Genomic DNA, 25,818 nt, shown 5'->3' on the forward strand with positions numbered 1-25,818 from the left:
GTTCAGCTTGCACCGTATTCGGCGAAGTAGGCGCCGAAGATGTCGTCCTCGCTGGGCACCCGCTCCGGAATCGGCCGCGACACGCGCGTGATGTTCAGGTAGTGCCGATAGTTCATGTTGTCGGAGAAGTTGTTCTTGCCCCAGGTGCCGCAGCCCATCGACAGCGAGAACGGCAGGCCGTTGTCGAAGCTGCCGCCGGTGGCGATGCAGTGCGCCTGGTCGACGATCACGCGCGACACCGGCAGCGTGAGGCCGAGCCTCAACGCGCGCTCGGGCACCGTGCTGTGCAGGCCGACCGAATGGCCCGCGCCTTCGTAGGCATAGATGCGCTCGACCGTGGCGGCAGCCTCGTCGAAATCGCGTGCCGAATAGATCGCGAGCACCGGGCTCAGCTTCTCGCCCGAGAACGGATGCGCGTGGCCCACGCCGTCCTCGGCCACCATGAGGACGCGCGGGTCCCTCGCCGCAATGGCCAGCCAGCCCTCGCGGTTGGCGCCATCGAGGGCCGCCGCGCGCTCGGCGATCACGCGCGCCGACTGGCCGATGACGGCGGCGGAGAGCTTGCCATCCGGCCACATCAGCGACTGCAGCGTGGCCTTCTGCGCGGCCGCGAGCATGAACGCGCCGCGGTCCTTCAGCGCCGAGAGCATCTGCGCGCGCACCGCGTCCACGATCACCAGGCTGTTCTCCGACGAGCAGCTGGTCGCGTTGTCGAAGGTCTTGGAAAGCAGGATGCGGTCGGCCGCCGCGTTCACGTCGGCCGTTTCGTCGACGATGCCCGCCACGTTGCCCGCGCCCACGCCGAAGGCCGGCGTGCCGCTGGCATAGGCCGCGCGCACGTTGGCCTGCGAGCCGGTGGCCACCACCAGGTCGCACAGGCGCATCAGCTCGGCCGTCGATTGCTTGTTGACCGGCGAGGGCAGCAGCTGCACCAGGTCGCGCGGCGCGCCGATGCGGTCGAACTGCGCATGGATGAACTCGATCAGCCGCGCCGCCGTCGACCAGCCCTTGGGCGAGGGCGCGACGATGACCGCGTTGCGCCCCTTGAGCGCATTGATGATCTTGTTGGCCGGCGTGGCGCCCGGGTTGGTGGACGGCGTGACCGCGCACACCACGCCCACGGGCCGCGCAATCTCGATGATGCCGCGCGCCGGGTCTTCCGAAATGACGCCCACCGAGCGCGCACCGCGCAGGTCGCGCAGCAGGCCGAAGGTCTTGCGGTGGTTCTTGCGCACCTTGTCGGGGGCATTGCCCACGCCGGTGTCGGCCACCGCCAGTTCGGCCAGCTCGCGGTTGCGCGCCGGCTCGATGATGGCCCAGCCCGCGGCCACCACGGCGGTGTCGACCTGTGCCTGCGACCAGGTTTCGTAGATGCGCTGCGCGGCGCGGGCGCGCGCCACCAGTTCGGCGATGGGGGAGGAGGGGGAATGTTCCATAGTCGTCATCTTTGCCTTGCGTATTCAGTCGGGGAACACCGCGGAACCGGCTTTGCCGGGCCGCTGGTGTTGCCCCCGGTAGGGGGTGGGAGAAGCGACACGAAGTGCGCGGAGCCTGGGGGCGAGCTCTAGTCCACCTTGATGCTGGCTTCTTTTGCGAGCTTCTGCCAGCGCACGAGTTCCGTGGTCACCACCTTGCCCAATTGCTCCGGCGTGCCGCCGACGCCTTCGCTGCCCTGCGCCAGCAGCTTGTCGCGGATCTCCGGTTCCTTGACCACCGTGTTGATGACGCGGTTGAGCTTGTCGATGGTGGGCTGCGGCGTCTTCGCGGGCACGAACACCGCGTACCAGGAGTCGACGTCGAAATCGGCAATGCCCGCCTCCTGCATCGTGGGCACGTCGGGGAAGGCGGCGCTGCGCTTGGTGGTCGACACCGCCAGCGCCTTGAGCTTGCCGGCCTTCACGAACTGCGCGGCCGCGGGAATCGACACCCAGAGCAGCGGTACCTGCCCGCCCATCACGTCGGTCACGGCCGGGCCGCCGCCGCGGTAGGGGATGTGCGTCATCTGGGTGCCGGTGCGCAGCTTCAGCAGCTCGCCCGCCAGGTGCCCGGGCGAGCCGTTGCCCACCGAGGCGAAGGAAAGCGAGCCCGGCTTGGCCTTGGCGAGCGCCACCAGCTCGGCCACCGTGTTGGGCGCGAACTGCGTGTTGGCCACCAGGATCTGCGGCAGCGAGGCGACCAGGCCCACGGGCGCGAAGTCTTTCGCGGTGTCGAACGAAAGCTTGGTGTAGATCGCCGGGTTGATGGTGTGCGAGGACAGCGTGAACAGCACCGTGTAGCCGTCGGGCGGGGCCTTGGCCACGATCTCGGTGCCGATGGAGCCGGCCGCGCCGCCGCGGTTGTCGATGAGCACCTGCTGGCCGAGCAGCGACGAGAAGCGCTCCTGCACGATGCGCGCGATCACGTCGGTGCCGCCGCCGGGCGGGTACGGAACGACGAGCCGGATCGGCTTGTTCGGATAGTCGGTGCCGTTTTGCGCCTGCACGGCAAAGGGCAGAGCCAGGGTGGCCGCGGCCAGCAGCGCAGCGCGCAGCCAGGGGGCGGGGAACAACAGGTTCATTCGAGTCTCCTTCTCCTTGTGGTGGATGCCGACAGCGGCGTCGCGGGCACCGGGCTTGCCCGGTAGCCGAGCGTGACGCTCGCGTCGCGCGCGCAGGCCATGAGGCGGTCGGCCAGTCCGCGCGCCTGCGTCCGCGCGAAGCGGATCGAGGGCACGCTCATGCCGACGGCCGCAACCGCTTCGCCGCGCGCGTTGAACACCGGCACGCCCAGACCGCAGACGCCCAGGCGCCATTCCTCGCGGTTTTCCGCATAGCCGCGAACGCGCGTGCGTTCGAGTTCCGAGAGAAGGGCATCGAAGCTGGTGATGCTGTTCTTGGTGTGCGCCGCGAGCGTGCCGAGCCGCTCGTGCAGCGCGGAAAGGTCCGGCCCGGCCGCGGCGAGCAGGGCCTTGCCCGAGGCCACGCAATACGCGGCCGCCCGGCCGCCGATGCGCGAATAGGCGGCCACGGGCAGGGGGCTGTCGAACTTGTCGAGGTAGACGATCTCGGCGCCGTCGAGCACCGCAAGGTGGATGGTCTCGCCGGTCTGCTGCGCCAGCGCCGCAAGGTGCGGCCGCAGCAGCGAACCCATGTCGGTGGCTTCGGAAACCAGTGCGCCGAGCTCGAACAGGCGCAGGCTCGGACGGTAGGCGCTGGTGTCGGGGTCCTGCACGGCCCAGCCGCACTCGACCAGGGTCTGCAGCGTGCGGTGCGCGTTGCTGCGTGCCATGCCGAAGGCCTGGGCGAGGTCGGTGACGCGGCAGTCGCGCTGTTGCCGCGTCATCCATTCGATGGCGGCAAGGCCTTTGGCGAGGGTGGAATCCATGAGGCTTTTGGTGTTCCAAATATTGGAACGTTGTTCCTGGATGTGAGACGCGATGTTTGGACTGATCGGTTGTTTTGTCAATCGGGGACTTGGATGTAGTTCTAAATGTTTCGGTTTTTTCAGGGCGCGTGCACAGATCACCGGGTACTCCCCTCCGCGAATGTCCCCCGGCCTTCGGCCTCCTCCTTGATTTCGCTGCGGGGAGCACCCGATGCTCTGTGCACAAGGGCACGCTCTGGGTGCACAGCTGATCAACGACTGCTCTGTCCAACGCTCCCGCTGATGGGGTGCCTTGCGCAGCGAAATCAAGGGGGAGGCCGCAGGCCGGAGGACATTCGCGGAGCAAGGTACCCCGTCGGCGGGAGCGCCGCCCTGAACAGCAGCGCTCAGCTAGCCTCAGCGCCGATGCCGCCCCGCCATCAAGTCGATCACTTCGCGGAAGATGGTGTTACCGGCAGAGGCAGCAAGGTCCAGCACATGGCTACGGCTGTAGTACGGACTCAGATCGAGCCCGACACCAATGCCCGCGATCTCGATGTCGCGCCGCTGCTCCTGCCGCGCCACCACGTCGCGCAGGTGGTGGTCGAGATAGTGCGCATCGTTCGCCAGGTGCGTCGCGCTGTCCATCGGCGAGCCGTCGGAAATCACCAGCAGCAACTTGCGCGCCTCCGGCCGCTCGCGCAGGCGCGTGCAGGCCCAGTCGACCGCTTCGCCGTCGATGCCCTCGCGGAACAGGTCGGCCTTCAGCAGCGCCGCCATCGCGGGGCGTGCGCGGCGCCAGGGCGTGGCGGCGGCCTTGAAGACGATGTGGCAGCGCTCGTTGAGGCGGCCTGGGTGAGGCGGCCTGCCGGCACGCACCCACTCGCGCTGCGCACGGCCGCCATTCCAGGCGCCGGTGGTGAAGCCCAGCACTTCGCTGGCCGCGCCGGCCTGCTCCAGCGCGCGCGCGAACACGTCGGCCATCATCGCGACCGATTCGGCATGCTCCTTCATCGAACCCGAGCAGTCGATCAGGAACGTCACCATGCAGTCGGCCACCGGCTCGAGGCGCTCGGTGCGGAACAGCCGGCGCTCGGTCGGCGAGGCCACCAGCTGCGCGAGCCGGCGGCCGTCGACCAAGCCTTCTTCCTGGCCGCTGTCCCAACCGTCGCGCGTGGGGTCGGCGAGCAGGGCACGCAGTTCGCGGGCCAGGCGCGCGATGTTCACGCCCTGCGCGGCGATGCGGCGGTCGAGCTTTTCGCGGTGGCCGGCGAGCACTTCCCTGCGCGCGAGCGCGGCGGCGTCGTGTTCGCGGTCGTAGGCGGCGGTGAAGACGCGGTAGGCGCCGCCCGCGCCGTCGAGCACCGCGCTGCGGCCCGACTCGGCGGTGGTGAAGCGTTCGATGATCTCGCGGTCCATGTCGGCGACCAGCATGAACACGCTGCGCTTGTCGTCCACATGCGGGTCGCGTGCGTCGCTGCTGTCTTCGCCGGCCTCGTGCAGCATCGCGGCGACGGTGCGCGCGATGGCGAGTGCGTGCACGGCGTAGGCGGCCTGGTCGGCGCGGTCGCGGCGCAGGCCTGCGAGCGCGTGGCCGATCAGCGGCGCAAGGTGAAAGCGCGTGGCTTCGAGCATGTCTTCGGTTTCTTCCACCACCTGCTGGCCGCTCACGCGGGCGCGGCAGATCTGCGCCACGGCATAGAGCAGCAGGCCGCGCGCGGTGTCGGTCAGGCCCGAATGGTGGAAGGCGAGCGACCACTGCTCATGGCGGTGCCGCAGGTTGCGGCGCATGCCCGCCATGATCTCGGGCGCCATGGCTTCGGCGCGGAACTGCTCGAGCATCTCGAACAGCATGCGCTCGACCGGTTCTTCGGGCCGCAGGCTTTCGTGCAGCGCGGCATCGGACACCGTGAGCCGCAGCGCCAACCCATCGGCCACGCCGCGGAAGGAGGCGAAGTCGTCGGTCTCGGGCGAAGGGTGCAGGTGCGGCGCGAACCACGGCAGCGCCACGCGGCCGCGGTGCAGCCGCCGTCCGCGAAAGTGCAGGTCGCGCTCGCCGCAGAAGGCGCGCACCACGCCTGCGCAGAGTTCGGCGACCTGCTCCTCCTGCCGCACGCGGCGCTGCACGGCGCTCGCGGGCATGTCGGTCATTCTTGCGAGCCCGGCGACAGCTGGTGCGACTCCTTCAGTTCCTGGTCGAAGCAGCGCTGGAAATATTCGGCCACGAGCGGCCGCTCCGCGTCGTCGCACTTGTTGACGAAGGACAGGCGAAACGCCAGCGCCGGGTCCTTGAAGATCTCGACGTTCTCGGCCCAGGTGATCACGGTGCGCGGCGACATCAGCGTGGAGAGGTCGCCCGCGGCGAAGCCCTTGCGCGTGAGATCGGCCACGGCCACCATCGATGCGACCAGCCGGCGCCCCGCATCGCCGGCGAGCGAAGGCACGCGCGCCTGCACGATCGCGATCTCTTCATCGGCCGGCAGGTAGTTGAGCGAGGCCACGATGTTCCAGCGGTCGATCTGCGCATGGTTGAGCCGCTGCGCGCCGTGGTACAGGCCGTTGAGGTTGCCCAGGCCGACCGTGTTGGCGGTGGCGAAGAGGCGGAAGAAGGGGTGCGGGTGCAGCACCCGGTTCTGGTCCATCAGCGTGAACTTGCCGCCCTGTTCCAGGATGCGCTGGATCACGAACATCACGTCGGGCCGGCCCGCGTCGTACTCGTCGAACACCAGCGCCACCGGCCGCTGCAGCGACCACGGCACGATGCCTTCCTGGAACTCGGTGACCTGTTTTCCTTCGCGCAGCACCACCGCGTCCTTGCCCACGAGGTCGAGCCGGCTGATGTGGCCGTCGAGGTTCAGCCGCACGCAGGGCCAGTTCAACCGCGCCGCCACCTGCTCGATGTGGGTCGACTTGCCGGTGCCGTGCAGCCCCTGCACCATCACGCGCCGGTCGCGCATGAAGCCCGCAAGGATGGCGAGCGTCACGTCGGGATTGAAGCGGTAGACGGCATCGACTTCGGGCACGTGGTCGTCGCGTTCGCTGAAGGCGGGCACCTGAAGCTCGGTGTCGATGCCGAACACCTCGCGCACGCTCAGCATGCGGTCGGGCCGAAGGTCTGCGATGTCGGTCACGATGGGTTTTCCATAAATGGAGTGGATCAGGCCTGCGCGCGGCTGGTGGTGCCCGCGTCGGCATCGATGCGGCTCAGCGCCTCGGCAGCACGCTGCAATGCCGGCAGCAGCGCCTTCGCCTTCGCGGCATCGAGCCGCATGACCGGCGCCTGCACCGCGATGCACAGGTTCGAGGGGCCGTCGTCGCCCGAAGGCACCAGCGCCGCAATGCACAGCAGGCCGGGCAGGAACTCTTCGTTGTCGATGGCGTAGCCGTCCTTGCGCACGCGCTGCACTTCCTTTTCGAGCGCGTCGGGGTCGGTGAGCGTGCGGGGCGTGTAGGGCTCCAGCGGCGCGTTGGAGAGCAGGCGGCGGCGCTGCGCTGCGCTCATCTGCGCGAGAAAGATCTTGCCGCTGGCCGAGCAGTGCACCGGCACGCGCGAGCCCGAGTGCAGGTAGAAGCGCAGCGGCGCGGCGGTTTCCACGCGGTCGAGGTACACCACCTCGCTGCCCGAGAGCGCGGTGAGGTTGCAGCTCTCGCCGATTTCTTCCACCAGTTGACGCAGCACCGTATGGCGTGCACCGTGGAGGCTGTCGTTGAGCAGCAGGTTCTCGGCCAGCCGCCGCAGCCGCGTACCGATGCCGTAGTGGCGGCCGTCGCCCTCGCGCTGCAGCAGGCCTGCGCCTTCGAGCTGCTGGAGCATGCGGTGCAGGGTGGGCTTGGGCATGCCGGTCTCTTCCACCAGGCCCTGCAGCGAGTAGCGCTGGTCCTTGGCGGCCATGACTTCGAGCAGTCCGAACAGGCGCATGGTGGGTGTGTCGCCCGGCGCCGGCTCCAGGGTTTCGGGCGTGGGCCCCTTGACGATCTTCATGGGCCGGATCATAGTCTTTTTACAAAAAACAAGACAAGACGTACCGGTTTTTGTAAATTGTTTGACGCCAAGGACTTGCCGTCCTATATTCCGCCGGAGAGAAATCGGAACAACCCGTTCCGGCTTTTGAAACCCGCCGACCGCCCCATTCCCTTCAGGAGACGCCTTCCATGAGCCAGAAGCAACCCGCCGCACCCACCCGCGAAGCCGTCGCCGGCGTGCAGAAGATGACGCCCTCCGAGGCCTTCGTCGAAACCATGGTCGCCAACGGCGTGACCGACATCTTCGGCATCATGGGCTCGGCCTTCATGGACGCGATGGACATCTTCGCGCCCGCCGGCATCCGCCTGATCCCGGTGGTGCACGAGCAGGGCGGCGCCCACATGGCCGACGGCTATGCGCGCGTGTCGGGCCGCCACGGCGTGGTGATCGGCCAGAACGGCCCCGGCATCAGCAACTGCGTGACGGCCATCGCGGCCGCCTACTGGGCGCACAGCCCGGTCGTGATGATCACGCCCGAGACCGGCACCATGGGCATGGGCCTGGGCGGCTTCCAGGAAGCCAACCAGCTGCCGATGTTCCAGGAGTTCACCAAGTACCAGGGCCATGTGAACAACCCCAAGCGCATGGCCGAGTACACGGCGCGCTGCTTCGACCGCGCCATCTCCGAGATGGGCCCGACGCAGCTCAACATCCCGCGCGACTATTTCTATGGCGAGATCACCACCGAGATCCCGAAGCCCATGCGCGTGGAGCGCGGCGCGGGCGGCGAGAACAGCTTGAATGCGGCCGTCGAGCTGCTGGCCTCGGCCAAGTTTCCGGTCATCCTCTCGGGCGGCGGCGTGGTGATGGGCGATGCGGTCGAAGAGTGCAAGGCGCTGGCCGAGCGCCTGGGCGCGCCCGTGGCCAACGGCTACCTGCGCAACGACTCGTTCCCCGCGAGCCATCCGCTCGCCGCGGGCCCGCTCGGCTACCAGGGTTCCAAGGCCGCAATGAAGCTGATCGCGCAGGCCGACGTGGTGCTGGCGCTCGGCTCGCGCATGGGCCCCTTCGGCACCTTGCCGCAGCACGGCATGGACTACTGGCCGAAGGACGCGAAGATCATCCAGGTGGAAGCCGACCACACCAACCTGGGCCTCGTGAAGAAGATCACCGTCGGCATCCACGGCGATGCCAAGGCCACCGCCAATGAGCTGCTCAAGCGCCTGCAGGGCAAGACCCTGGCCTGCGATGCCACCAAGGCCCAGCGCGCCGAAAAGATCAAGGCCGAAAAAGCCGCATGGGAAAAGGAGCTCGACGAGTGGACCCACGAGCGCGACCAATTCAGCCTCGACGCCATCGAAGAGGCCAAGGGCGAGAAGACGCCCACCGGCGGCACCTACCTGCATCCGCGCCAGGTGCTGCGCGAGCTCGAGAAGGCCATGCCGCCGCGCGTGATGGTCTCCACCGACATCGGCAACATCAACGCCATTGCCAACAGCTACCTGCGCTTCGAGGAGCCGAGGAGCTTCTTCGCGCCGATGAGCTTCGGCAACTGCGGCTACTCGCTGCCGACCATGATCGGCGCCAAGTGCGCGGCGCCCGACCGTCCGGCCGTGGCCTATGCCGGCGACGGCGCCTGGGGCATGAGCATGGTCGAGATCATGACCGCCGTGCGGCATGACATCCCGGTGACGGCCGTGGTCTTCCACAACCGCCAGTGGGGCGCCGAGAAGAAGAACCAGGTCGACTTCTACAACCGCCGCTTCGTCGCGGGCGAGCTCGAGAGCGAGAGCTTCGCGGGCATTGCCAAGGCCATGGGCGCCGAGGGCATCGTGGTCGACCGGCTCGAGGACGTGGGCCCGGCACTGAAGAAGGCCATCGACATGCAGATGAACCAGAAGAAGACCTGCGTGATCGAGATCATGTGCACCCGCGAGCTCGGCGATCCATTCCGCCGCGATGCGCTGTCCAAGCCGGTGCGCTTCCTCGACAAGTACAAGGACTACGTCTGACCGATTCGCTGTTCACCCTCAACGCCGGGTCGTCGTCGATCAAGGTGGCGCTGTTCGAGGCGCCGGCCGAGGGCGGTGCGCTGCCTGCCGCCCGCTGGTCGGGCCAGGCCGATGGCCTGGGCGCGGGGCTGAAGGCGCGGCTGCGCGTGCGCGATGCCGACGGGCGCACGCTGCACGACGCGGCGCTGGAAGGCGACAGCCGCTCGCACCAGGGCGCGCTGGCCGCGCTGCTCGAATGGCATGCACAACAAGGCGACGGCGGCCGCATCGCGGCGGTCGGCCATCGCATCGTGCATGGCGGCGCGAACTTCGTGGCGCCGGTGCGCATCGACGATGCGGTGCTGGCCGAACTGGCTGCGCTCGAGCCGCTTGCGCCGCTGCACCAGCCGCACAACCTCGCGGGCGTGCGCGCGGCCATGAAGGCTTTCGACGGCGTGCCGCAGGTGGCGTGCTTCGACACCGCCTTTCATGCCAGCCAGCCCGATGTGAACCGCCGCTTCGCGCTGCCGCGCGCGCTGCACGATGCAGGCGTGCGGCGCTACGGCTTCCACGGCCTGTCCTACGAATCGATCGTGACGCAGTTCGCGCAACTGGCGCCGCAGCTGGCACGGCAGCGCGTGATCGTCGCGCACCTGGGCAACGGCGCATCGATGTGCGGCATGGCCGAGGGCCGATCGGTGGCCACGACGATGAGCTTCTCGCCGCTCGACGGCCTCACCATGGGCACGCGCTGCGGGCACCTCGATGCGGCCGTGGTGCTGTATTTGATGCGCTCGCAGGGCATGTCGGCGGACGATGTCGAGAAGCTGCTGTTCCGCGAGTCGGGCCTGCTGGGGCTCTCGGGAATTTCCAGCGACATGCGCGAGTTGGAGGCTTCGGCTGCGCCCGCTGCCGCCGAAGCCATCACGCATTTCATCGAGCAGGTGGTGCAGCACGTGGGCAGCCTGGCTGCGGCGCTGCGCGGCGTGGATGCCATCGTGTTCACCGGCGGCATCGGCGAGAACGCCGCCGCGCTGCGCGAGCGCATCCTTCTGCAGTGCGGCTGGCTCGGCCTTCGCGTCGATGCGGAGGCGAACCGCGCAGGGCATGCGCGGCTCACCACGCCCGGGAGCACCGTCAGCGCCTGGGTGCTGCGCACCGACGAAGAGGCCGTGATCGCGCGGCACACCGCGCGGCTGCTGCGGCTCAGCCAGGCTGGATAGCCGCCGCCTTGATGACGTGCGCCCAGCGCGCGATCTCGTCAGCCAGGAACGCTCCAAAGCGGTCCGGCCCGCGCGCATCGATCACGAAGCCCTGCTGGCGCATGCGTTCATCGAGGCCGGGTTGCGCGAGGATCTTCACCACCTCCGCGCCCAGCTTCTGCACCGCGGCATCGGGCATGCCGGCCGGCGCCATCATGCCGGTCCAGTTCTCGACCTGCAGCGCGGGCATGCCGGCTTCGGCGGTGGTCGGCACATCGGGCAGCAAGGGGTAGCGGGTCTTGCTTGCGATGGCGAGCGCGCGCAGCTTGCCGCCCTTCACATGCGCAATCGACTCCGGGATGTTCGAGAACACCACGTCGAGCTGGCCGCCGATGAGGTCGGTGATGCACGGAGCGCCGCCCTTGTAGGGCACGTGCTGGATGTTGGACTTGTTGAGGTCGTTGAAGAGCGCGAGCGTCAGGTGGGGCGGCGTGCCGTTGCCGCTGGAGCCGGCATTGAGCTTGCGCTCCTTCGCCGCCTCGACGAGGCCCTTCATGTCCTGGATGGGGCTGGCCACGGGCACCACGATCAGCATCGGGCTGCCGGCCAGCAGCGCCACCGGCCGCAGGTCCTTCTGGAAGCTGAACGGCGACTTCGGAAACAGCGTGACGTTGGCCGCGTGCGTCAGCGTGACCGCGAGCAGCGTGTTGCCGTCGGGCGGCGCCTTGGCCACCAGGTCGGCGCCGATCTGCCCGTTGCCGCCGGGCCGGTTGTCCACCAGCACGTTGACCTTCCAGCGCTCGCCCAGCTGCTGGCCGATCTGCCGCGCCATCACGTCCGTCAGGCCGCCCGGCGGAAAGGGCACCACGTAGCGCAGCGTGGTGTCCGGCTTGGGGTAGTCGCCGCCCTGCGCGCGGGCCAGCATCGGCATGAGCGTGCCCAGCGATCCCGCCGCAGCCAGGGCGGTGGTTCCCTGCATCCATTCGCGTCGTTTCATCGTGTTGTCTCCTGTTGTTGTGTGGGTCGTGGCGCCTAGCGTCGCCACTGCGCGAGCAGCGCCTCGGGCACCTCGATGCCCTCTGCCTCGGCGCGCAGCCGCAGTTCCTCGCGCCGCGCGCCGGGCAGGCGCACGCCGTCGTCGCGCAGCATCTCGGCCACCAGCACCTCGACGCGGTCGAGGTAGCCCGCAGATCCCGCGAGCGCGCCGGGGTCGATGACGATGAAGGCCTGGCCGATGCGTGGCCGGTTGCCGGCGTCCTCGAAGAAGCTCGACGCTTCGAAGCCGAACTGTGCACCGATCAGCGCCGTCACCAGCAACTCGACCACCAGCGCCAGCATCGCGCCCTTGGGGCTGGTGGCCGCGCCAATGGGCAGCATCGAGCCTTCGAGCGCAGCCTGTGCATCGGTGGTCGGCTGGCCGTTGCGGTCGACGGCCCAGCCGATCGGTATGGCCTTGCCTTGCTTCGCGGCCACCATGACCTTGCCGCGCGCCACTTCCGAAAGGCTCAGGTCGATGGCGAGCGGCAGCGCATCGCGGCGCGGGAACATCGCCGCCACCGGATTGGTGCCGAAGATCGGATGGCGCCCGCCGGCCGCCGGCATCGCGGCCGGCGAGTTGGCAAAGCCGAGCCCGACCATGCCGGCTTCGGCCACCGGCCGCAAATGGTCGACCACCACGCCGCAATGGTGGCTGTCCGTGACGCCCGCAATCGCAATGCCGAAGTCGCGCGCGCGGCCGATGGCCTCGGCAACGGCCATCTCGCAGGCAGCGAAGGCCAGGCCCTCGTGCGCATCGACCAGCGCGGCCGCGCCTTTCTGGCGGCGCAGCGCCGGCATGGCATTGCCATTCACCCGGCCATTGCGCAGGTGCGTGGCGTACTGGGCCACGCGGGAGAGGCCGTGCGAGCCCAGGCCCTGCGCCTCGGCCAGCACCAGGGCGCGTGCGGCGGCCGCCGCCATTGCCTCGTTCGCGCCGGCCGCGCGCAAGGCCGCGGCCACGGCGCTCCGCGCTTTCTCAAGACTCAGCATCGTCATGGTTCCAGCGCCTCCAGCACCTTCTGTGCAATGAGGCTGCTCACGCGCTCGTTCGACTCGGCCGTCACGCCCGCGATGTGCGGTGTCAGCAGCAGATTGGGGCAGCCCTCGAAATGCGGGCTGGCCGCGAGCGGCTCGGCCTCGAACACATCGAGCGCCGCACCGCCGAGCCGGCCTTCGCGCAGCGCAAGCGCCACGGCGGCTTCGTCGACGATGCCGCCGCGCGAGGTGTTGACCAGCACCGCGCCGCCCTTCATGGCCGCGATGCGCGGCGCATGGAAGAGGTTGCGCGTGCCGTCCACCAGCGGCAGGTGCAGGCTCACCACGTCGGCCTGTGCCACCAGTGCATCGAGGCCCAGCGGCTGCGTGCCCGTGGCGGCGAAGGCGGGGTGGCTGCCGTCCATCATGGCGTCGAAGGCCACCGTGCGCATGCCGAGCGCCTGCGCAAGCCGCGCCGTCAGCTGCCCGATGGCACCGAAGCCGACCAGCCCGAGCGTCTTGCCCGCGAGCTCGCGCCCGTTCGACAGCGCATTGCGCGGCCAGCGCCCCGCGGCCACCGCGGCGGTGGAGCCGTAGGCGCCGCGCAGCAGCAGCATGGCGCTCGCGATCACGTACTCGGCCACGCTCAGTGCATTGGCGCCCGTGGCCGGAATCACCCGGATGCCGCGTGCTTCGCAGCCCGCCACGTCGATGTTGTCCAGGCCCACGCCCAGCCGGCCCACCACCGTGCACTGCGTGAGTGCATCCAGCAGTTCGCCGCGCACCTGCGTGCGGTTGCGCACGATGAGCGCATGGGCCCACTTCGCTTCCTTGTAGAGCCGGGCGCCGTCGTCCACCAGCGCCACGTCGTAGAGAACGTCGTGCCGCTCGCGCAACTGCGCAACCGCGGCGGCGTCCATGAACTCCGCAATCACTATCCGCTTCATGATGCCTGCCATCGCGCGGGCGCCGTCAGGCCGACTCGTACAGCCGCGTCAGCACGAACTCGCGGTGGCCCAGCGCTTCAGCCGCGGTGAGCCGGCCGTTGGCGGTGCGCAGCATGCATTCGAGCAGTTGGTCGCCGGCCTGGTCGAGCGTCATCTCGCGCTGCAGCAGGCCCGAGGTGTCGACGTCGACGTGCTCGCTCATGAGCCGCACCGTGCGCGGGTTGGCGCAGATCTTGATGACCGGCAGGATCGGGTTGCCGATCACGTTGCCCTGGCCCGTGGGGAAGAAATGCACCGCGTAGCCCGATGCGGCGCACAGCGTGACCATCTCGGCCGCCGCGCTGGACGAGTCCATGAACCACAGGCCCGGGCCGGTGGGCACCTCGGCCTTGTCGAGCACGCCGTCCACCATGCACTTCTTTCCGATCTTCTGGATGTTGCCGAGCGCCTTTTCCTCGATGGTCGTGAGGCCGCCCGCGATGTTGCCCTTGGTGGGCTGCGAGTCCGACAGGTCGCTGGTCTTGTGGCGGTTGATCATGTCCTGGTAGCGGTTGAACATGAACATGAAGCGTTCCTTCACGTCGGGCGTGCGGCAGCGGTCGGCCACGATGCGTTCGCCGCCGGTGATCTCGGAGGTCTCGCCGAACACCAGCGTGTTGCCGGTCTCGTAGAGCTTGTCGAAGGCGTTGCCCACGGTGGGGTTGGAGCCGCAGCCCGAGGTGGTGTCGCTCTCGCCGCACTTGGTGGACACCCACAGCTCGTGGATGCCGCAGGGCTCGCGCTGCTTCTCGCTGGCCACCTGCACGAACTCGCGCGCCACCTTGCTCGCGCGCAGGATGGTGTCGTGGTCGCCATGGCCCTCGATGCCGAAGCCGGCCACCGGCTTGCCCGTGGCGGCGATGCCGTCGACCACCTTCTGCGTCCAGCTGTCCTCGATGCCGATGACGACGACGGCCGCCACGTTCGGGTTGCAGCCCGCGCCGATCAGCGTGCGGAAATGCAGCTCCAGGTCGGCGCCGAACTGCAGGCGGCCGTAGGGATGCGGAATGGCCAGCGCGCCCTTGATGTTGTGGGCCACCGCTTCGGCGGCCGCGTTGGAGAGGTCGTCCAGCGGCAGGATGATGACGTGGTTGCGCACGCCGACGCGGCCGTTTTCGCGGCGGTAGCCGAGGAAGGTGGTGTCTTTGGAAATGATGGACATGCGGTGCTTTCTGATTCGTGGGGGAATGGAAGTGGGCGAAGCGGGGCGGTGTCTTACCAGCGCTTGGTCTTGATGTTCTGGACGTGCGCGTGCTCGCCGGCCTTGATCGGCGCGACCACCTTGCCCATGTCGATGCCGTACTTCCACACCGTGTCGCCGGGCGCCATGTCCTTGAGCGCGACCTTGTGGCCGATCGGGATGTCCTGGCGCGCATCGACGCTGGTCATGCGGTCCTCGTCCATGATCCAGCCGCTGAGCGACATGCCGGCCTTGACGCCTTCCACCACCACGACCGCGACCGTGTCCTTCGCGTCGTGCAGAACGAAATGAATCATCGTTGTCTCCTGTTGTGACTCGCTGAGAATTTGCAGCCGGGCCAGTGTCCGAGTGCGCGTCTCCGCGTGTCAAACAGGTCATATGAATGACTTGGATGAATCGCGATGCGGCCGCCACAATGCGCCATGCCCCGCTCGACAGACATCTCCGCGTTCGAACCGATTCCCGCCGAGTCGGCGGGCGCGCCGCTCTACCGGCTCGTCAAGCGCTCGCTGCTGCGCGCCATCGAGTCGGGGCGCTGCGCGGCCGGCAGCGTGCTGCCGAGCGAGAGCGAGCTGGCGGCGGCGCTCGGCGTGTCGATCGGCACGCTGCGCCACGCCACCGACGACCTGGTGGCCGAGCACATCCTCGTGCGGCGGCAGGGGCGCGGTACCTTCGTGGCGGTGCACAACGACGACCGCTTCATGTTCCAGTTCTTCCATGTGGAGCGCAGCGACGGCCTCAGGCAGGCGCCGCAGGTGGAGTTTGTCGCCTTCGAGCGCATGCGCATGGACGAGGAGCCGGCGCAGGCGCTGGGGCTGCGAACCGGCGAGCCGGCCATCCAGATCGACAACCGGCTGCTGCTGCAGGGCCGGGCGGTGATCCACGACCGGCTCACGCTGCCGGCGCTGCTCTTCAAGGGCCTGACCGAGAAGCGCTTTCGCGAGCGGCCGAGCACCATCTACCACCTGTACCAGACCGAGTTCGGCATCACCGTGACGCTGGCGCGCGAACGCGCACGCGCGATGGCGGCCGACCGCAGCGTGGTGCGCATCCTGGGCGTGGCGCCGGGCGCGCCGGTGATGGAGGTGCGGCGCACCGCGCTCACCTTCGGCGACAAGCCGGTGGAGTACCGCGTGTCGACCATCAACACGGCGCAGTACGAATACGTGCACCTGCTGTCGCGGCCGGCCTGAGCGCGTTCGCGTGGGGCTAACGCGCGGCCGGCATGCGCGGCACGGTCGCCCCGCAATGCCGCAGGAAATCCGCCGTCGCGCGGCCCAGCAGCTTGTCGCGGTGCATCACCGTGGCCAGCCGCCGCATGCCGGCCGGCAGCCGCGTGCGCAGCTCGATCAGATGGCCGTCTTCCAGCGCCTGCGCCACCGTGTAGCGCGAGAGGCAGGCCAGCCCGGTGCCCGAAGCCACCACGCGCTTGATGGCCTCGGTGCTGCCGAGCTCGAAGCCCACGCGCACCTGCTCCAGGTTCTGGATCAGCCACGCATCGGTGACCTGCCGCGTGCCCGAGCCGTGCTCGCGCAGCACCCAGGTGGCCTGCGAGAGCTGATGGTGGGTGGCAATGCGCCTGGCGAGCGGATGCCCCGGCGCAGCGACGATCACCAGCTCGTCCTCGCGCCATGCCCGCACCACGAGGTCGGGGTGCGTCTGCGGCCCCTCGATGAAGCCGACATCCACGTCGAACCCCGCCACCGCCTCGATCACGTCGCGCGTGTTGGCAATGTGCAGGTGCACCTGGCTCTGCGGATGCAGCGCCGTCCATTGCGACACGCGCTCGGGCAGCAGGTATTCGCCGATGGTGAAGCTGGCCGCCACGCGCAGCGGCGCCGCATGCTCGCCGCTGAACAGCGCCTCCACCTCGCCGGCCTGGTCGAGCAGGGCCTGGGCCCTGGGCAGCAGCGCGCGGCCGTTCTCGTTGAGCACCAGGCGGCGGCCGAGCCGGTCGAACAGCAGCGCGCCCACGGATGACTCCAGGTCGGCCAGCGCGCTGCTCGCGGCCGACTGCGAACGCGCCACGCGGTCGGCCGCGGCGCGCGTGCTGCCGCCCCGGGCCGTGGCCACGAACACCTCGAGCTGGCGCAGGTTGAGCCGAAGCCGCTGCGCGGTGTGCTGCTGATCTGTTTTTCCGGTCATCGTGAGCGATATTCTCCGCTTTTTCGTTTGATCGATGCTCTCTAACATCGGCGCAGCCCCGCACAATAAAACGAAGGACCGCCAGTGTTCAGTTTCCTGTCCCGAGAGCCCGTCCACGATCCGCTCGCCGCCCCCACGCCCACGGCGGACACCCAGGTCAAGACCACCACCTGCTACATGTGCGCCTGCCGCTGCGGCATCCGCGTGCACCTGCGCGAAGGCGAGCATGGCCCGGAGGTGCGCTACATCGACGGCAACCCCGAGCATCCGCTGAACAAGGGCGTGATCTGCGCCAAGGGCTCCTCGGGCATCATGAAGCAGGTGTCGCCCGCGCGCCTGACGCAGCCGCTGCTGCGCAAGGCCGGCAGCGAGCGCGGGGCCGGGGAGTTCGAGCCCATCAGCTGGGAGCGCGCCTTCGACATGCTGGCCGAGCGGCTCGGCAAGATCCGCGCGACCGATCCGAAGAAGTTCGCCCTCTTCACGGGCCGCGACCAGATGCAGGCGCTCACGGGCCTGTTCGCGCGCCAGTTCGGCACGCCCAACTATGCGGCGCACGGCGGCTTCTGTTCGGTCAACATGGCCGCGGGAATGATCTACACCATCGGCGGCAGCTTCTGGGAATTCGGCGGGCCCGACCTCGACCGCGCCAAGCTGTTCGTGATGATCGGCACGGCCGAGGACCATCACAGCAACCCAATGAAGATCGCCATCAGCAAGTTCAAGCGCGCGGGCGGACGCTTCATCTCGATCAACCCGGTGCGCACGGGCTACTCGGCCATTGCGGACGAGTGGATTCCGATCAAGCCCGGCACCGACGGCGCCTTGTTCATGGCGCTGCTGCATGAGCTGATCGCGAGCGACCTGATCGACCACGCTTTCTTGAAGCGCTTCACCAATGCGCCGCAGCTCGTGGTGCTGGACGACTGCGAGCGCCAGGGCCTGTTCGCCTTCGACCCGGACCCCACGCGCGGACCGCCCGGCGATGGCCGCCATCCGCACAACAAGCTGGTGTGGGACCTGAGCCAAGGCAGCGTGAAGAACGCCTACCCCGAAGGCATTGCCGACGGCTGCGATCCCGCGCTCGAGGGCCACTACACGCTGGCCGACGGCACGCGCGTCGCGCCCTCGTTCCAGCTGCTGCGCGATCGCGTGGCCAGCTGCACGCCCGAGTGGGCCGAGGCCATCACCGGCATCGATGCCGAGCGCATCCGCAAGCTCGCGCGCGAGATGGGCGAGACCGCGCTCAGGCAAGCCTTCGAGCTGCCCATTCCATGGGCCGATGCCTGGGGCAAGGAGCACCCGAGCACGCAGGCGCGGCCCGTGGCCTTCCACGCGATGCGCGGGCTCGCAGCGCATTCCAACGGCTTCCAGACCGTGCGCGCGCTGGCGGTGCTGATGAGCGTGCTCGGCACCATCGACGCGCCCGGCGGCTTCCGCCACAAGGCGCCGTACCCGCGCCACATCGTGCCCAACTACCGCGCCTTCAACGACCCCGGCATGATCCAGCCCAACACGCCGCTCAATGCCGCGCCGCTGGGCTTTCCGGCCAACCCGGAAGAGCTGGCCATCAACCCCGACGGCTCGCCGATCCGCATCGACCATGCGTTCTCGTGGGAGCACCCGCTGTCGGCGCACGGGCTCATGCACAACGTGATCACCAACGCGGTCAAGGGCGACCCCTACCGCATCGACACGCTGCTGATCTTCATGGCCAACATGGCCTGGAACTCCAGCATGAACACCATGGCCGTGCGCGAGATGCTCAACCGCAAGGACGAGAAGGGCGAGCACATGATCCCCTTCCTGGTGGTGTGCGACGCCTTCCAGAGCGAGACCGTGGCCTTTGCCGACCTGGTGCTGCCCGACACCACCTACCTTGAGCGCCACGACGTGATGAGCATGCTCGACCGGCCGATCTCGGAATTCGACGGGCCGGTCGATTCGGTGCGCATTCCGGTGGTGCCGCCCACCGGCCAGTGCAAGCCGTTCCAGGAAGTGCTGATCGAGCTGGCCTCGCGCCTGAAGTTTCCGGCCTTCACCACGCCAGAGGGCGGGCGCAAGTTTTCGGGCTATCCGGACTTTGTCGTCAACTTCCAGCCGCAGCCGGGCATCGGCTTTCTGATGGGCTGGCGCGGCAAGGACGGCACCGAGCACCTGCGCGGCGAGCCCAACCCCAAGCAGTGGGAAGCGTATGCACAGAACAACTGCGTGTTCCAGTACCACATGCCCGAGACCATGCACTACATGCGCAACTGGAACCGCGAGTACCTCGACTTTGCAAAGGACAAGGGCTGGCGCCAGCGCAACGACCCGGTGCAGCTGGCGCTGTACTCCGACACGCTGCAGAGCTTCCGCCTGGCCGCACAGGGCAAGAGCCCGGGCCGGCAGCCGCCCGATGCACTGCGCGAGCGCATCGACACGTATTTCGATCCGCTGCCTTTCTGGTACCCGCCGCTCGAGGAGGCCTCGACCGATCTCGATGCGTACCCGCTCAATGCCATCACCCAGCGGCCGATGGCGATGTACCACTCGTGGGATTCACAGAACGCGTGGCTCAGGCAGATCCACAGCCACAACTATCTTCACGTGAACCCGCTCACCGCGCAGGCCGCGGGCATTGCCGATGGCGGCTGGTGCTGGGTCGAAAGCCAATGGGGCCAGGTGCGCTGCATGCTGCGCTACAGCGAGGCGGTGGAGCCCGGCACCGTGTGGACCTGGAACGCGATCGGCAAGGCCGATGGCGCATGGCAGCTGGCGCCGGGTGCGGACGAGGCGCGCAAGGGCTTCCTGCTCAACCACCTGATCAGCGAGGAACTGCCTTGCGCAGGCACCGCGAGCGGCCGCATCAGCAATTCGGATCCGGTCACGGGGCAGGCCGGCTGGTACGACGTGCGCGTGCGCATACGGCCCGCGGAACCGGGCGAGCCGGAAGAAAGCTTTCCGCAGATGGCGAGCATGCCGAGCGCACCGGGAGTGCTGGGGAAGGCGGCGAGCGTGCTGACGTACTTTGCGGGGAGGGGGAAGAAATGATGCAGTGGCTCAAGGACTTGATGGCCCCGGTTTCTTCGGTCTTGCCCCCTCTCCCTCCGGGAGAGGGCTGGGGTGAGGGCGGCGGCGCTGGCATTGGAAGCAGTGCCGTGATGCGGGCCGCTGCACCCTCACCCCAACCCTCTCCCGCAAGCGGGAGAGGGAGTCAATCCGTGCGCGCCGAGCCGGGCGAAACCCTCGCCAAGCAACTCGCCCTCGTCATCGACCTCAACGTCTGCGTCGGCTGCCATGCCTGCGTCACTTCGTGCAAGCAGTGGAACACCTCCGGCAGCGCCGGCCCGCTTGCGGATGCGCAGCCCTACGGCGCCAGCCCCACCGGCACTTTCTTCAACCGCGTGCAGACCTACGAGGCCGGCACCTTCCCGGCCACGCAGACGGTTCACTTCCCCAAGAGCTGCCTGCACTGCGAAGACCCGCCCTGCGTGCCCGTGTGCCCCACGGGTGCCAGCTACAAGCGCAAGGAAGACGGCATCGTGCTGGTCGACTACGACAAGTGCATCGGCTGCAAGTACTGCGCATGGGCCTGCCCGTACGGCGCACGCGAGCTCGACGAGGAGCGCCAGGTCATGACCAAGTGCACGCTCTGCGTCGACCGCATCTACGACGAGCACCTGCCCAAGGAAGACCGCAAGCCCGCCTGCGTCAAGGCCTGCCCCACCGGCGCGCGCCTGTTCGGCGACGTGAAGGACCCGGACTCCGAAGTGTCCAGGGCCATCCGCGAACGCGGCGGCTACCAGCTGATGCCCGAGTGGGAAACCAGCCCGGCCAACCAGTACCTGCCGCGCCGCGTCACGCAGCAGACCACCCCTTCGATCGAAACGCAGGAGTAGCCCGATGCATCCCGCGTTCTCCATTCTTTTCTTCACCACGCTGGCCGGCGCCGCGCAGGGCCTGGTCGTCGCGCTTGCGCTCGCAGTGCTGCTGGGCCTCGCGCTCGCGCCCGGCTTTCTCGCGCTGGCACTGGGCGTGGCCGAAGTGCTGCTCGCAGCCGGGCTCGCGGCCTCGTTCATGCACCTGGGCCGCAAGAGCCGCGCATGGCGCGCCGTGCTGATGTGGCGCACCTCGTGGATGTCGCGCGAAGTCATCGTGCTGCCGGGCTTCATCGCGCTGGTGGCGCTGTGGTGGCTGTCGCTGCGCTTGGGCGCTGGTGCGCCGTGGTCGTGGCTGTTGCCGGTGCTGGTGCTGTGCGGCGCCGCCGCGCTCTGGTACTGCACCGCCATGATCTATGCGTGCCTGCGCTTCATCGAGGAATGGGCGCATCCGCTCACCGTCGTCACTTTCACGCTCATTGGCCTGTCGTCGGGGCTGGTGCTGGCCTGTGCGATGGCGGCGCTGGCGGGCGAAACAGGTTTCGTGCAGCTGTTCGGGCCCTGCGCGCTCGCCGCCACGCTCGCGGCATGGGCCGCACGCAGCGGGGCGCTCAGGCGCAATGCGGCGATCCGCCACAAGTCGACCTTGCAATCGGCCACCGGCATCCGCGCCGGGAAGCTCGTGCAAAAGTCGATGGGCATGTCGGCCGGCTCGTTCAACACGCGCGAGTTCTTTCATGGTGCCACGCTGGCCGCGCTCAGGAACATGAAGCTCGGTTTCCTGCTGCTGGCCTTCGTGCTGCCTTCGCTGCTGCTGCTGTGGGGCGTTGCCGGCGGGGCCGTGTGGCCGTGGCTGCTGGCGGTGCTGGTGCAGGCGCCCGGCCTGCTTGCGGAGCGCTGGTTCTTCTTCGCGCAGGCGAAGCACCCGCAGAACCTGTACTACCAGGTGGTGTCCTGAAGACCCGGCCAAGGCGTCGTTCAGGCCTGGACAGGCCCCCCTAAGCGTGCGGCCGTCAGGCGACAGCGCGATGCCGTTGGGCGTCATCACCGGCCGCGCCCACGTCATGCCTGGATCGGCGTCAGCAGTTTGTCGGGCGTGATGGGCAGGTCGCGCACGCGGCGCCCGGTGGCGTTGTACACCGCGTTGGCAATGGCGGCGGCCACGCTGGTGATGCCGATCTCGCCCACGCCCTTCACGCCCATGCGGTTGACCCGGGTGTCGGTTTCGGGCGCAAAGTGCACCTGCACATCGCCGATGTCCGCGTTCACGGGCACGTGGTAGTCGGCTAGCGTGCGCGTGACGAAGTGGCCGCTGCGCTCGTCGAGCACCGACTCTTCCATCAACGCGTTGCCAATGCCCCAGACGACGCCCCCGATGATCTGCGATGCCGCGGTCTTGGGGTTGAGGATGCGCCCGGCCGCAATCACCGCCAGGTAGCGAGGCACGCGCACCAGCCCCAGGTCTTCGTCGACCCACACTTCGGCAAAGTTGGCACCAAAGGCATAGTGCGACCAGGCGGCGATGTCCGCGCCCGGCGTGGCCGTGTTGCTGGCGCGCCATTCGTTCAGCTGGGCCGCCTGCAGCAGCTCCGCCACGCTGGGTTCGCGCACGAAGCGCAGGCTGACCTTCTCGCGCAGTTGCTGCTTGGCCGCTTCGCAGACCGCGAGCGCCGCGGTGCAGAAGGTGTTGGCGCCCCAGGAGCCGCCCGAACCGGGCGTGGGCGGCAGGGCCGAGTCGCCGAGCCGCACCTGCACCTTGTCGAGCGGCAGGCCCAGCGTCTCGGCCGCGGTCTGCGCAATGACGGTGTAGCTGCCGGTGCCGAGGTCGGTCGCGCACATCTCCACCACCGCGCGCACGTCGCGGCCGCTGCGCGTGAGCAAGAGGTTGGCCGAGGCGCCGCGATGCGGTGCGCCGCGCGATGCCGCGCTCATGCCGTAGCCCACGAGCCAGTGGCCCTGCCTGCGGCTGCGCGGCATGGCGCTGCGATTGCTCCAGCCGAATTTCTCGGCGCCGATTCGCATGCATTCGACGAGCGAGCGGCTGCCGAAGGGCTTGTCCGTGTCGAGGTCGGTCCTGGCGTCGTTCCTCACGCGCAGTTCCACGGGGTCGATCTTCAGCTGCTCGGCGAGTTCATCCATCGCCGATTCGAGCGCAAAGCTGCCGGGCGCCTCGCCCGGTGCGCGGGTCCACTTCGGCGTCTGCACGTTGAGGCGAAAAGCGCGGTGGGTGACCTGAGAGTTCGGCACCTCGTACATCATTCGCGAGATGACGCCGGTCTGCTCGACGAACTCCTCGTGCACCGAAGTGTGGGTGACGGTGTCGTGGCCCAGCCCCGTGAGCCGGCCGCTCGCATCCGCACCCAGGCGCATGTGCTGGCGGTTGTGCTGGCGCAGGCCGACCACCATGAACATCTGCTGCCGCGTGAGCACATGCTTGACCGGCCGCTTCACGAGGCGCGCGGCCAGCACCGTGAGCATCGCGTTGTCGCGCGTGAGGATCTTGCTGCCGAAGCCGCCGCCCACGAACGGGCACACCACGCGCACGTTCTCGCGCGGAATGTCGAAGGTGGCGGCAATGGCCGGGGCGGCATCGCTCACCATCTGCAGCGAGTGGTGCACCGTGACCTTGTCGTCGCCCTCCCATGCGGCCACGGTGGCGTGCATCTCCATCGGATGGTGGTGCTCGATGGGCGTGTTGTAGACCGCATCGACCGTGCCCACTGCGGCGCGCAGGCCCTGGTCGAGGTCGCCGCGCCGCGTGTCGGTCTTGTAGCCGGCGTTGATGGCCGCCGGCGCATAGGCGTTCTTGACGTTGGCGTCGAAGCCGATGCGGGGCTGCGCCGCGTCGTAACTCACCTTCACCAGCGTGGCCGCATGGCGCGCCTGCTCGAGCGTTTCGGCCACCACAAAGCCGATGAGCTGGCCGTGGTGGTGAATGGCTGTGTCCTGCAGCAGCGGCGTGGCGCGCGTGAAGCGGTTCTGCGGCGTTTCGGGCGCGGGCGGCGCCATTTTGGGCACGTTCTTGTGCGTGAGCACCAGCAGCACACCGGGCAATTGCTCCGCCGCCGCGGTGTCGATGTCGCGCACGCGCCCGGCCGCCACGGTGCTGCCCAGCGCAACGCCGTACACCAGCCCCGGGTACGAGAACTCGGCCGCATAGCGCGCCTGGCCGGTCACCTTGAGGCGGCCGTCCACGCGGTCGACCGGCCGCCCGATGAAGGGAGTCGCTTGCCTGTTCATGCCGTGCTCCTGCTCGTGGTTTCCAGCGCGCGCACGATGCTTCGCCTGGCCAATTCGATCTTGAAACGGTTGTGCTCGAAGCCCGTGGCACCGGCCAGCGCAGCCTCCGCCGCCTGGCGGAACAGCGCCATGCTGGGCTCGGCGCCTTGCAGCAGCGCCTCGGCCCCGCGCGCGCGCCAGGGCATGTGCGCCACGCCGCCCAGGCAGATGCGCGCCTGCCGGATGCGGCTGCCCTCCATGTCGAGCGCGGCCGCCACCGACACCAGCGCAAAGGCATAGCTGGCGCGGTCGCGCACCTTCAGGTAATGCGAGCGCTGTGCGAAGCGGGCGCTTTCGGCCGGCAGGTCGATGGCGGTGATCAGCTCGCCGGGCGCCAGGTTGGCATCGAGCTCGGGCGTCTCGCCCGGCAGGCGGTGGAACTGCGCAATCGGAATGGTCCTGCGGCCTGAGGGCCCCTGCAGCTGCACCACCGCATCGAGCGCGTGCAGCGCCTGCGCCATGTCGCCCGGATAGCTCGCGATGCACTTCGCGCTGGTGCCCAGCACCGCGTGGTTGCGGTTGAAGCCCTGCAGCGCGCTGCAGCCCGTGCCCGGCTCGCGCTTGTTGCAGGGCTGGGTCACGTCGTAGAAGTAGGGACAGCGCGTGCGCTGGCGCAGGTTGCCGCCGTTGGTGGCCGCGTTGCGCAGCTGGCCCGAGGCGCCCGCAAGAATGGCCTGCGCCACCAGCGGATAGCGCGTGCGCAGCACGGGGTGGCTGGCCGTGTCGCTGTTGCGCGCCAGCGCGCCCAGCCGAAGCCCGCCACCAGGTTGCGCCTCGATGGCCGCGAGCGGCAGGCGGTTGATGTCCACCAGCTGATCGGGCGCTTCCACGCCTTCCTTCATCAGGTCGACGATGTTGGTGCCGCCGGCCAGGAACCGGGCGCCGGGCTGCGTGGCCGCCCGAACGGCCGTGTCCACGTCGGTGGCGCGGGTGAATGCAAAGGGCTTCATGCGCGGCTCCTTCGGCTGTTGCCCGCGCGCGGCATCAGGCTCACTTCGCGCACCGCGGCCACGATGCCGGGATAGGCGCCGCAGCGGCAGATGTTGCCCGACATGCGCTCGCGGATCTCGGCGTCGCTCAGCTGCGCCACCGGCCCGGTGCGCCGCACATCGGTCGTGACATGGCTCGGTGCGCCCTGTTCGGCCTCGCGCAGCATGCCCACGGCCGAGCAGATCTGCCCCGAGGTGCAATAGCCGCACTGGAACCCGTCGTGCTTGATGAAGGCGGCCTGCATCGGATGCAGCTCGCTGCCGCGCGCCAGCCCCTCGATGGTGGTGACGTCCGCGCCATCATGCGAGAGCGCGAGCGCCAGGCAGGAATTGATGCGGCGGTTATTGACGAGCACCGTGCACGCGCCGCACTGGCCGTGGTCGCAGCCTTTCTTCGTACCCGGCAGCGCCATCTGCTCGCGCAGCAGGTCGAGCAGGGTCGTGCGCGGATCGACCTGCAGCACATGCGGCTTGCCGTTGACGCGCAGGGCCAGGGCCATGGAAGACGAAGAGGGCGGCGCTGCATTGGCATCCGCCTGCGCGGCCGATGCGACAGACGCCGCCATGGGCGCGGACGCCAGGATGCCGGCGATGCCGGTCGTCCCGCTTTCCGCAAGGAAGGCACGGCGGGTCAGCTGGCCGGCGGGTGAGGGGAGAAGAGGGTTGCTGTTGTCGTTATCGTCGTCAGGCAAGGCATCGGCCTGCCGTTCATCGGAAAGGAGGGATGTCATCGTGTGTGGCACCTGGGGATGGATCGATCGATGAAGGAGCCTCGTCGCGCGGCGCGTGGCCCGTGCGCTGTCGAGGGGCGTCGATTCCCCAGCTTAGCTATCGATAGCTTGTTGCAGG

At 68.8% G+C, this 25,818-nt stretch carries 21 protein-coding genes; 6 read left to right on the forward strand and 15 right to left on the reverse strand.

Annotated elements, in window-relative coordinates; translation table 11 throughout:
* Nucleotides 1–2: 2 nt before the first annotated feature.
* The 6 genes from sauS to AC1DSC_RS26230 form a co-directional block, all read right to left on the reverse strand.
* The gene (sauS, locus tag AC1DSC_RS26205) at nt 3–1,436 is read right to left on the reverse strand and encodes an acylating sulfoacetaldehyde dehydrogenase (RefSeq protein WP_369663256.1); all 1,434 of its coding nucleotides are present in this window, start codon (nt 1,434–1,436) and stop codon (nt 3–5) included.
* Nucleotides 1,437–1,564: 128 nt separating this feature from the next.
* On the reverse strand, nt 1,565–2,557 hold the full coding sequence (locus AC1DSC_RS26210; protein ID WP_369663255.1) for a tripartite tricarboxylate transporter substrate binding protein: 993 nt from the start codon (nt 2,555–2,557) through the stop codon (nt 1,565–1,567).
* Nucleotides 2,554–3,363, reverse strand: coding sequence for an IclR family transcriptional regulator (locus AC1DSC_RS26215; RefSeq protein ID WP_369663254.1), 810 nt, complete (start codon nt 3,361–3,363; stop codon nt 2,554–2,556). The genes AC1DSC_RS26210 and AC1DSC_RS26215 overlap by 4 nt, the downstream gene beginning before the upstream one ends.
* 396 nt (nt 3,364–3,759) lie before the next feature.
* Entirely contained in the window at nt 3,760–5,493 is a 1,734-nt protein-coding gene (locus tag AC1DSC_RS26220; RefSeq protein ID WP_369663253.1) for a cobaltochelatase CobT-related protein, read from the reverse strand.
* Complete coding sequence (locus AC1DSC_RS26225; protein ID WP_369663252.1) at nt 5,490–6,473, reverse strand: AAA family ATPase; 984 nt, start codon at nt 6,471–6,473, stop codon at nt 5,490–5,492. Before AC1DSC_RS26225 ends, AC1DSC_RS26220 begins: the two co-directional genes overlap by 4 nt.
* Before the next feature lie 26 nt (nt 6,474–6,499).
* Entirely contained in the window at nt 6,500–7,336 is an 837-nt protein-coding gene (locus AC1DSC_RS26230; RefSeq protein WP_015866602.1) for an IclR family transcriptional regulator, read from the reverse strand.
* A 158-nt stretch (nt 7,337–7,494) separates the two neighbouring features.
* On the opposite strand from AC1DSC_RS26230, the gene xsc reads away from it, so the two are divergent.
* Both xsc and AC1DSC_RS26240 read left to right on the forward strand, forming a co-directional pair.
* Nucleotides 7,495–9,318 (forward strand): sulfoacetaldehyde acetyltransferase, encoded by a 1,824-nt coding sequence (gene xsc, locus AC1DSC_RS26235; RefSeq protein WP_369663251.1) that lies wholly within the window; start codon nt 7,495–7,497, stop codon nt 9,316–9,318.
* A complete protein-coding gene (locus tag AC1DSC_RS26240) occupies nt 9,315–10,520 on the forward strand; it encodes an acetate/propionate family kinase (protein WP_369664499.1) in 1,206 nt (401 codons plus the stop codon). The genes xsc and AC1DSC_RS26240 overlap by 4 nt, the downstream gene beginning before the upstream one ends.
* Here the strand turns inward: AC1DSC_RS26240 and AC1DSC_RS26245 are convergent.
* Genes AC1DSC_RS26245 through AC1DSC_RS26265 form a run of 5 tightly spaced genes read right to left on the reverse strand, consistent with a single transcriptional unit; the run spans nt 10,504 to nt 14,995 of the window.
* A complete protein-coding gene (locus AC1DSC_RS26245; protein ID WP_369663250.1) occupies nt 10,504–11,496 on the reverse strand; it encodes a Bug family tripartite tricarboxylate transporter substrate binding protein in 993 nt (330 codons plus the stop codon). The genes AC1DSC_RS26240 and AC1DSC_RS26245 overlap by 17 nt on opposite strands.
* A gap of 35 nt (nt 11,497–11,531) precedes the next feature.
* Nucleotides 11,532–12,533, reverse strand: coding sequence for an Ldh family oxidoreductase (locus AC1DSC_RS26250; protein WP_369663249.1), 1,002 nt, complete (start codon nt 12,531–12,533; stop codon nt 11,532–11,534).
* Nucleotides 12,530–13,471 (reverse strand): hydroxyacid dehydrogenase, encoded by a 942-nt coding sequence (locus AC1DSC_RS26255; RefSeq protein WP_062366083.1) that lies wholly within the window; start codon nt 13,469–13,471, stop codon nt 12,530–12,532. The genes AC1DSC_RS26250 and AC1DSC_RS26255 overlap by 4 nt, the downstream gene beginning before the upstream one ends.
* A 13-nt stretch (nt 13,472–13,484) precedes the next feature.
* Nucleotides 13,485–14,660 carry a UxaA family hydrolase gene (locus AC1DSC_RS26260; protein ID WP_018905424.1) on the reverse strand — a complete coding sequence of 392 codons (1,176 nt, stop codon included), beginning with the start codon at nt 14,658–14,660 and terminating at the stop codon, nt 13,485–13,487.
* A 53-nt stretch (nt 14,661–14,713) separates the two neighbouring features.
* Nucleotides 14,714–14,995 carry a UxaA family hydrolase gene (locus tag AC1DSC_RS26265; protein WP_015866594.1) on the reverse strand — a complete coding sequence of 94 codons (282 nt, stop codon included), beginning with the start codon at nt 14,993–14,995 and terminating at the stop codon, nt 14,714–14,716.
* 126 nt (nt 14,996–15,121) lie between these two features.
* On the opposite strand from AC1DSC_RS26265, the gene AC1DSC_RS26270 reads away from it, so the two are divergent.
* The gene (locus AC1DSC_RS26270) at nt 15,122–15,892 is read left to right on the forward strand and encodes a GntR family transcriptional regulator (RefSeq protein ID WP_015866593.1); all 771 of its coding nucleotides are present in this window, start codon (nt 15,122–15,124) and stop codon (nt 15,890–15,892) included.
* A gap of 16 nt (nt 15,893–15,908) precedes the next feature.
* Here AC1DSC_RS26270 and AC1DSC_RS26275 read toward each other — a convergent pair whose 3' ends face one another.
* A complete protein-coding gene (locus AC1DSC_RS26275; protein ID WP_209536099.1) occupies nt 15,909–16,844 on the reverse strand; it encodes a LysR family transcriptional regulator in 936 nt (311 codons plus the stop codon).
* Between the two features lie 84 nt (nt 16,845–16,928).
* Here AC1DSC_RS26275 and AC1DSC_RS26280 point away from each other — a divergent pair, with 84 nt between their 5' ends.
* From AC1DSC_RS26280 to AC1DSC_RS26290, 3 genes are read left to right on the forward strand one after another with little or no spacing between them, the layout of a single operon-like run.
* Nucleotides 16,929–19,874 carry a molybdopterin oxidoreductase family protein gene (locus tag AC1DSC_RS26280; protein WP_369663248.1) on the forward strand — a complete coding sequence of 982 codons (2,946 nt, stop codon included), beginning with the start codon at nt 16,929–16,931 and terminating at the stop codon, nt 19,872–19,874.
* Entirely contained in the window at nt 19,871–20,722 is an 852-nt protein-coding gene (locus AC1DSC_RS26285; RefSeq protein WP_436287888.1) for a 4Fe-4S dicluster domain-containing protein, read from the forward strand. The genes AC1DSC_RS26280 and AC1DSC_RS26285 overlap by 4 nt, the downstream gene beginning before the upstream one ends.
* A 4-nt stretch (nt 20,723–20,726) precedes the next feature.
* Nucleotides 20,727–21,659 carry a dimethyl sulfoxide reductase anchor subunit family protein gene (locus tag AC1DSC_RS26290; RefSeq protein WP_369663246.1) on the forward strand — a complete coding sequence of 311 codons (933 nt, stop codon included), beginning with the start codon at nt 20,727–20,729 and terminating at the stop codon, nt 21,657–21,659.
* A 104-nt stretch (nt 21,660–21,763) separates the two neighbouring features.
* Here AC1DSC_RS26290 and AC1DSC_RS26295 read toward each other — a convergent pair whose 3' ends face one another.
* From AC1DSC_RS26295 to AC1DSC_RS26305, 3 genes are read right to left on the reverse strand one after another with little or no spacing between them, the layout of a single operon-like run.
* A complete protein-coding gene (locus tag AC1DSC_RS26295) occupies nt 21,764–23,941 on the reverse strand; it encodes a xanthine dehydrogenase family protein molybdopterin-binding subunit (protein ID WP_369663245.1) in 2,178 nt (725 codons plus the stop codon).
* Nucleotides 23,938–24,930: an FAD binding domain-containing protein gene (locus AC1DSC_RS26300; protein WP_015866587.1), complete on the reverse strand. Its 993-nt coding sequence runs from the start codon at nt 24,928–24,930 to the stop codon at nt 23,938–23,940. The genes AC1DSC_RS26295 and AC1DSC_RS26300 overlap by 4 nt, the downstream gene beginning before the upstream one ends.
* Nucleotides 24,927–25,700, reverse strand: a complete 774-nt coding sequence (locus AC1DSC_RS26305; RefSeq protein WP_369663244.1) for a 2Fe-2S iron-sulfur cluster-binding protein — start codon at nt 25,698–25,700, stop codon at nt 24,927–24,929. Before AC1DSC_RS26305 ends, AC1DSC_RS26300 begins: the two co-directional genes overlap by 4 nt.
* Nucleotides 25,701–25,818: the final 118 nt, after the last annotated feature.

The organism is Variovorax sp. 01N425, assembly GCF_056399465.1.